The organism is Allobosea sp., from assembly GCF_017308075.1.
In the GTDB taxonomy this organism is placed as follows: domain Bacteria; phylum Pseudomonadota; class Alphaproteobacteria; order Rhizobiales; family Beijerinckiaceae; genus Allobosea.
Genome location: NZ_JAFKFX010000022.1, coordinates 1 through 7177 on the forward strand (window position 1 = coordinate 1; position 7177 = coordinate 7177).

The following is a 7177-nucleotide window of genomic DNA, read 5'->3' on the forward strand; positions in this document are numbered from 1 at the left end:
CCGGGCGCCCCTGGGACAACAGCACGTCGACCTGGCGCAGCTTCGCGACGATCTCTTCAGGCTTGTGCTTCTTCTGCGGCATAATGGGCATCCTCCAAGGCTCGAAAGCCTACTTCAGGGAGGGCCACTTTTCAGGGGGCAGGCCAAGTACGGCGAGAATCGATGAGGCGACCACGATGCGGAAAGTCCGCCATAGCGCGCCGGTCAGTTCGCCTCCCCGCGATCGAGCCGCCAGCCAGCCGCGCCTTTCGATGGCGACGTCGAGATGGGGGGCGGCGAGAGCCAGAAGAAGCGAAATCAGCAACAATCCGCCCCGCGTCGGCCTTCCAATCGTCAAATCCAGCTGGATGAAGGCAAAAGCGAGTAGGACAATCGCGACCACGAGCCAGGGCCAGATTGCGGCCAGCTTCCGGCGCAGCGATCCAGCCCTGCTGCCGAAGGACAGTGCCCTGGTGACCAGCCTGCGATGACGAAGATACGCCGCTGCGACCAGAACCGTGAAAGGCAAAGACACCGCGAATGTTGCGAAGAGATCGCGCAGCGGATCGGCCGCATTCCATACGCGCAAACAGGCCAACACCACCAGGCCGCCGGACGCGATTCCGATCGCGACGGCAAGATCACGCCGCCAACGCGAGAAGATCGACCTGCGACCTGTGGTCAACGGAAAACATATCGTTGTCGCCGCGGCCGAGATCACGACACAGTTCAGCAAGGCGCGGCGGAGCACTTGATCGGAGATGAGACTTACCAGCAGGACCCAGGACGCCAGCACCACGACCAAGACAGCCGCGAACCAGGCCGCCGCGGACAGAAGCGACCGAGCCTGCAATCTGCTGACGATTGAGCTGGCAATCGCTGCCGTTGCAGTAATGGCGATCAGGCAAATTGCTACGATACTGAGAGCCAGCAGTGCGGGATTATAGCCAGCGGTTTCGAGCCTTTGGACGAAATCCTGCCACGCGCCACCGGAAGAGAGCCATCCCGAGAACCTCGCTGCCAGACCGTTCTCGATCAGCATGGAGAAACGATGGAGTATCGCGGTTGCAGCCTCGAGCTCGTCGGTCCGTAAATTGGCAGCCATGGTCTCTGTCTCGTGTGGAAGTCGACGGCATTAGTCTGGCCGCGCCAGACGGTTGGTGAATCCGGAGAACGTTTAGCCTGCGTCACAGACAAAACTGTCGTTGCGACAGCCGCATCTGGCATTGAGCTAGACCCCTTCCCAGCATAGGCGACCGCCTGTCTTGCCATTTCACGACAATCGCGCTCGGCAATTAGCTACCCCAGTCGCATCGCGCCGATCGTACATCCCTCAAGTTCGGTCCTGAGGCCCAGTGGCGTCGCTCTCGTCTTGCGCCTTTCGTGGGGCATTCCCTCTTTATCCGCATTGCGCTGGCGGAGACGGTCGCCGACTTCCCTTCGCGTGACCTCGGCGCGCCATCAGAAAACTTGGCCATCTCTTGGGAAGCAGACATCGAGCTCCGCGGGATCGCTAGGATATTAATTAGCAAGGCTTATCAAGCCTATTGAATCCAGATGGCTAGTCGAAGAGTGGGCAGGTGACTAGGTTTCTCGCGAGCTGAAGCAGCGAACGAGAGACGAATGCCTTCCATCGAGACCAAACTCCTTATCCCGCCATTCCTTCTTGCGATGGGCCTTATGGGCCTGGCGCCCGCGCTCGCTCAATCGGCAACCAAGTCCGCGCCTCTGACGATCCTGGAGCAAGGCAGCTTCGCTGTCGGCGGCACGGTGGTGAGGACCCCAGGTACCTACAGTAACAACAAGCCCACGGCAGAAGGGCAAAGCCTGCATGGCGACCATCTCTACGCCTTCTATCAGGTTCCCCAGAATCCCAAGGCGATGCCGATCGTCATGCTGCACGGCGCCTTCCAGTCGGCGCGAAGCTGGGAGACGACCTCCGACGGGCGTGAGGGCTTCCAGACCCTGTTCCTGCGCCGCGGTTTCGCAACTGAACACCGTCCAGGACCGCCTGCGGCAAGTCTCCCAGGCGCGCGCCCAGGAAGTCGCCGGTGGCGAGATCCTCTACTCGGGCGACGCCAACCTGACCGACGAGCAGATCGCCAAACTGCCCTTCGAAATGTACCGGCAGGGCTACGCGTATTACTGGACGACCCACGCCCATCCGAACGCGACGTTCAAGTACACGACCAGCAGCTTGCTGGACCTGATGCGCTGGGACGCGACCGATCAGCTCGATCTGATCGACCAGCCCCTGCTGATGATCGCCGGCAGCAAGGCCGACAGCCTCTACATGACCAAGGACGCCTTCGCGAAGGCGACCGGCACCAAGGACAAGGAGCTGTTCGAGATCAAGGGCGCGACGCATATCGAGACCTACTGGGTGCCGAAATACGTCGATGCGGCCATGGGCAAGCTGACCCCGTTCTTCGCCCGGACGCTCCCGTCCGGCCGAACCTGAACCACCTTCCAACCCGAACGAGGTCTGTCATGAGAACCATCCGCAACGCGTCGGTTGCCGCGCTGCTGCTCAGCGCGGCGCCATTCGAGGGCTCAGCCCAAGCGCAAACCGCGGCCCAGCCAGCGACGGCGAAGCCACCGTCCCGCGCGCAGCAACTCATGGGCGACGTCGCCCCGAAGATGGCTGAGCTCACCGACAGCGTGCTGTTCGGTGACATCTGGGAACGGCCAGGGCTGGCCAAGCGCGACCGCAGCCTGATCACGGTTGCCGCCCTGATCGCGCTGAACCGGCCAGAGCAGCTTCGCTCGCACATGGCGCTGGCGCGCACGAATGGCGTGAAGGAAGAAGAGATCGTCGAGGCGATCACGCAGCTCGCCTTCTACGCCGGTTGGCCGAACGCTATCGCGGCGATCGGTGTCGCCCGCGACGTGTTCAAGCAGAAGTGAGCCCTGGCATGCTCGCTCCTGCTCTGATGTTCGCGGCTATGGCACTGCCTTTCGCTGCGCTCGCTCAAAGTGACCGGGTCGTCGTCCAGCGCGCCGGCGCGCAGACGCCCACAGCCGGCCCGGCGCAGAACTTCACCGGCAAGGTCGAGGTCACGGGCCGTTTCCAAGGCACGTCACCTGCCCGCATCGGTGGCGGCACGGTCAGTTTCGAGGCGGGCGCCCGGACCGCCTGGCACACGCACCCGCTCGGCCAGACGCTGATCGTCACCGAAGGTGTCGGCCGGGTGCAGCATTGGGGCGGAGAAATCCAGGAGATCCGGTCCGGGGACGTCGTCTGGATTCCGCCGGGCGTGAAGCACTGGCATGGCGCCTCGCCAGCTTCCGGCATGACCCATATCGCCATCTCCGAAACCCTGGACGGGAAGACCGTCGACTGGCTGGAGCATGTCTCAGACCAGCAATACGGCCGCTGAGGATCCCCCATGAAATTCGCTACTCAAGCAGCTCTTGCGGCTGCTGCGATGAGCGTCGTTCTCGCTGCCGGCTGGCAGGTCCATGCCGAAGCCACCCGCGCGACGCTCCCGGATCTCGACAAGCTCGTCCACTACACCACCGTGCGGCGCGGCAACGTCACCGAGCACATCATGACGACGCCGCAGGCGCTGGAAGCGGTCAAGAACAAGCAGCCGATCCCGAACGGCACCCATTTCGTGCTGGTCGACTTTCGGGACGGCAAGCTGTTCCGCTACTTCGTCATGGAGAAGGGCGAGGGCTGGGGCGCCGACTATGACGAGCGCCGGCGGACTGGCGACTGGCAGTACCAGTGGTTTTGGCCCGACGGAAAGATGAACACCGCCGAGAACACGGCGCGCTGCGCGAGCTGCCACAGCAGCCAGGCAAGCAGCGACTATCTCTACACGGCCTATCGAATCCCGCGCTTCAACGGCAAACCGGTCGAATAGGCCTTACGATGAGCCGGTTTTTCGCCCTTCGTCTCTGGCTGGACGGTCTCGCCGCCGTCCTGCTCGTGTTCAGCCTGTCCTACTGGTGGCTCGGCAATGTCGCGCACGAGGTGGCGGGCACGCTGATGTTCGTCCTACTCATCGCGCACAACGTCTTCAATCGTCGCTGGTACGGCAATCTCCCGAGGACGCGGCGCGAGCCCCGCAGCCTCTTCAATGTCCTCGTCACTGGGGGGCTGCTGCTCGCGATGCTGGCGCTGTTGGCGACCAGCATCCTCATCTCGAATGCGCTTGCTTCCTTCCTGCCGCCCTGGGGCGGGTTCACCGCGCGACAGATCCATACAGTCGCGGCCTATTGGGTTCTGGTCATCGTGGCGGTGCATCTCGGCCTGCGCTGGCCGATGCTCATTGGTCTCGCGAGGTTTGCCTTCGGCGTTCGCGGGACCAGTCCGATCCGGACCTTGATCCTGCGCGCGCTTGCGGGCGCGATGGCGGTCTACGGCGTCTGGAGCAGCCTCGCTCTGGGCCTCGGCATGAAGCTGACCATGCAGATGAGCCTGGACTGGTGGAACTTCGAAGAGTCGGTCGCGGGCTTCTTCATTCATGCCGGCGCCATCGCCGGGCTCGTCATGTCGGGAACATATTACGCCATGAAGCTGATCGAGTTCGCCCGCCGTGGCCGACGCCGAAGCCGCGATGGCGCTCGGTCAGTTCCGGCGACCGTATCACCATGACGACCGGCCTATCACGGCGCGAGTGGCTCGCCGCGGCAGCTCTATGCTCGGCTTCGACGCAGGCATCGGCCCAGACGGCTCCCCAGCGCTCCGGTTCAGGGGCATATCAGCCTCTGACCGCCGAGAGCACCCTGGGGCAGTTGGTCTCTCACCCGGCATTTACCGACTTCGGTCGCCGGATCCTGCCCTCGGACGATCGCGCGTTCGACGAGAACACCAGGCTTTCCACGATCGGCAGCCTGCTGCCTTACCATACCCAGGTCGATGTTCCCTCGACCATCGCCGCGCTGAACCGACTGATCGAGGATGCAGGTCGCGGCCGCCGGATCTTCTACGAGCTCTATGACGACGAGGCGCGACGCGCCGACCCCGGCAAGTCGCATGCGGGACTGTTCTTCCTGCGTGGCAAGCCCGGCGCGCCGTTCGCAATCATCGCTCCTGGAGGTGGTTTCGCCTATGTCGGCTCCGTCCATGAAGGCTTCCCCTATGCCGCCGAGATCAGCCGGGCCGGATTGAACGCCTTCGTCCTGAAATACCGGGTCGGATTGGGCGGAGAGGTCGCCACCCGCGACCTCGCGTCCGCAATCGGCCTCGTGTTTCGCAACGCGGCCGAGTTCGAGGTCGAAACCCGCGGATATTCGCTCTGGGGCAGTTCGGCCGGCGCGCGCATGGCCGCGTTCATCGGCAGTCATGGTGCGGCCCGCTTCGGTGGACCCGACTTGCCCCGGCCGGCGGCCGTCATCCTGGCCTATACGGCCCACGCAGACGTCGGTACCGTCGAGCCGCCCACCTTCGCCGTGGTCGGTGCGAGGGATGGCATCGCGCCGCCGGAATCGATGGAGCGGCGGATCGCCATTCTCCGCAGCATGGGCGCCGAAACCGACTACAGGGTGTATCCGACTGTCGCGCACGGCTTCGGTCCGGGCATCGGCACTAGCGCTGAGGGGTGGATAGGAGAGGCTATCCGCTTCTGGCAGCGTCAACCTCTGTAGCGCAGGACATCGACCAGCAGGGAGAGAGCCGAGGAGGAATGCCGCCGGCTGGGGTAGTAGAGGTGATAGCCGGGAAACGGCGGGCACCAGTCCTCAAGCACGCGTATGAGCTTTCCCGTGCGGATATGCGGGACCGCTTGGTCTTCCGGCAGGTAGGCTAGGCCGAGGCCGTCGAGCGCCGAACTCAGGCGGAGCGCGAGGCTGTTGAACACGAGCTGCCCCTCGCCACGCACCTTGACCTCGCGACCGTCCTTTTCGAGGCCCCAGGGAAACAGGCCGCCATAGGTGGGCAGACGAGACGCGATGCAGTTGTGGGAGGTCAGGTCCTGCGGCGTTTCCGGAATACCGTAGCGCTTGAAATAGCCTGGCGATCCGACCACGGCCATACGCATCTCGGGCCCGATCCGGACGGCGATCATGTCCTTTGCGACCTGCTCGCCCAAGCGCACCCCCGCATCATAGCCCGCCGCCACGATGTCGACGAGGCCATAGTCGACGATGATCTCGACCTTGATGTCGGGATGGTCCGGCAGGAAGCGCTTCAGGGCAGGTTGCAGGGCCGCGATCGCGGCATGTTCGCCGGCCGTGATGCGGATCGTCCCGGCCGGCTTGCCCCGCAATTCGCCAAGCGCCGCGATCTCCGCCTCGATCTCGTCGAAGCGCGGCGCGATGGTTTCGAGAAGCCGCAAGCCGGCTTCAGTGGGAGCGACGCTTCGGGTCGTGCGCGTCAGAAGCCTAAGCTTGAGGCGCTCCTCGAGAGCCTTGATGGTCTGGCTGAGCGCGGACTGCGAGACGCCCAGCTTGGCCCCGGCCTTGGTGAAGCTGCGCTCCTTTGCGACCATGGCGAAGGCGGCGAGGTCGTTGAAGTCTGGCTGCGCCATTAATTAGAGTGCCTTATGAGATCAGTCGAATTATAGCTCCTTGTTGCCATGGCGGGTACTCGCTGGCTACGCCACATCGACGTGGCAATTTGCTGCCAACAACCACGGCCGAGCGGCCCCAAATCCGGCTGCGCGGTCCATCGCCAAATTGAACGGCCGGAGACCGGACGCGAAGAGCGATCCTGAAACGCAGTGCGGATTTCACCGCCGATGTTTGCTCATGGCACTGTACGGGCATCTCAACCGTGGCCGCCAAGCCCACCATGCACTAGATTAGAACCGGGCCACCTAACGGGGGCGGGCCAGGCCACGGCGGAAACAAGCTTTTGCGGGATCGCGATCCGCAGGCCTTCCGCTTCACGATCCTCCAGCGGGTTTCCCCTGATATGCTGCCCGAGGAAGTCGTGCGGCTCGAATCGTCTTGGAAAACACGACTCCATACGCGGGCGCCGCACGGCTTGAACGAGAACTAAGGCTGACTGGCTGAGCTGATCACGGCCCTCGGAATGGGCAGCCCTCGGAGATTTTCACTCGGTTGGCAGTTTCGGGCCAGCAGCCAAGCGGCCAGGTTTGGCCGATACCGTTGAAAAAGTCGTCGTTGCCGCGGGTATGAAGTCCTGATTCAGTCGTCCTTGGATGGAGGGCGGCGCGATGATGGGCGAACGGCAGGTGGCGCAGGAGGCGCTGTTCTACGAGTTCAGCCTGGAGCGTCACATCCCGGC

The 7177-nt window shown here is 63.7% G+C and carries 8 protein-coding genes and 2 pseudogenes; 7 read left to right on the plus strand and 3 right to left on the minus strand.

Translation table 11 applies throughout. From position 1 onward, the window contains the following. Positions 1–109: 109 nt before the first annotated feature. Positions 110–1084, minus strand: a complete 975-nt coding sequence (locus tag J0J10_RS00900) for a hypothetical protein (protein WP_291644490.1) — start codon at positions 1082–1084, stop codon at positions 110–112. A gap of 566 nt (positions 1085–1650) precedes the next feature. On the opposite strand from J0J10_RS00900, the pseudogene J0J10_RS00905 reads away from it, so the two are divergent. The 7 genes and pseudogenes from J0J10_RS00905 to J0J10_RS00935 all read left to right on the plus strand — a co-directional run. Continuing rightward, positions 1651–1965: pseudogene (locus tag J0J10_RS00905) on the plus strand (alpha/beta hydrolase); the annotation flags it as partial. Further along, positions 1958–2440, plus strand: a pseudogene (locus J0J10_RS00910) (alpha/beta hydrolase); the annotation flags it as partial. The pseudogenes J0J10_RS00905 and J0J10_RS00910, both read left to right, overlap by 8 nt. A 29-nt stretch (positions 2441–2469) precedes the next feature. Then, complete coding sequence (locus J0J10_RS00915; RefSeq protein ID WP_291644505.1) at positions 2470–2886, plus strand: carboxymuconolactone decarboxylase family protein; 417 nt, start codon at positions 2470–2472, stop codon at positions 2884–2886. Positions 2887–2894: 8 nt separating this feature from the next. Then, positions 2895–3359, plus strand: a complete 465-nt coding sequence (locus J0J10_RS00920) for a (R)-mandelonitrile lyase (protein WP_291644492.1) — start codon at positions 2895–2897, stop codon at positions 3357–3359. A gap of 9 nt (positions 3360–3368) precedes the next feature. Continuing rightward, positions 3369–3848 (plus strand): cytochrome P460 family protein, encoded by a 480-nt coding sequence (locus tag J0J10_RS00925; RefSeq protein ID WP_291644494.1) that lies wholly within the window; start codon positions 3369–3371, stop codon positions 3846–3848. An 8-nt stretch (positions 3849–3856) separates the two neighbouring features. Continuing rightward, positions 3857–4582: a DUF4405 domain-containing protein gene (locus J0J10_RS00930; protein WP_291644496.1), complete on the plus strand. Its 726-nt coding sequence runs from the start codon at positions 3857–3859 to the stop codon at positions 4580–4582. Then, positions 4579–5574, plus strand: coding sequence for an alpha/beta hydrolase (locus J0J10_RS00935; protein ID WP_291644498.1), 996 nt, complete (start codon positions 4579–4581; stop codon positions 5572–5574). The genes J0J10_RS00930 and J0J10_RS00935 overlap by 4 nt, the downstream gene beginning before the upstream one ends. On the opposite strand, the gene J0J10_RS00940 is transcribed toward J0J10_RS00935, so the two are convergent. Together J0J10_RS00940 and J0J10_RS00945 are read right to left on the minus strand one after the other, a co-directional pair. After that, positions 5562–6455, minus strand: a complete 894-nt coding sequence (locus J0J10_RS00940; RefSeq protein WP_291644501.1) for a LysR family transcriptional regulator — start codon at positions 6453–6455, stop codon at positions 5562–5564. The two genes, J0J10_RS00935 and J0J10_RS00940, sit on opposite strands and share 13 nt — an antisense overlap. Positions 6456–6947: 492 nt before the next feature. After that, the coding region (locus tag J0J10_RS00945; protein ID WP_291644503.1) for a hypothetical protein at positions 6948–7177 on the minus strand (230 nt) is incomplete at its 5' end.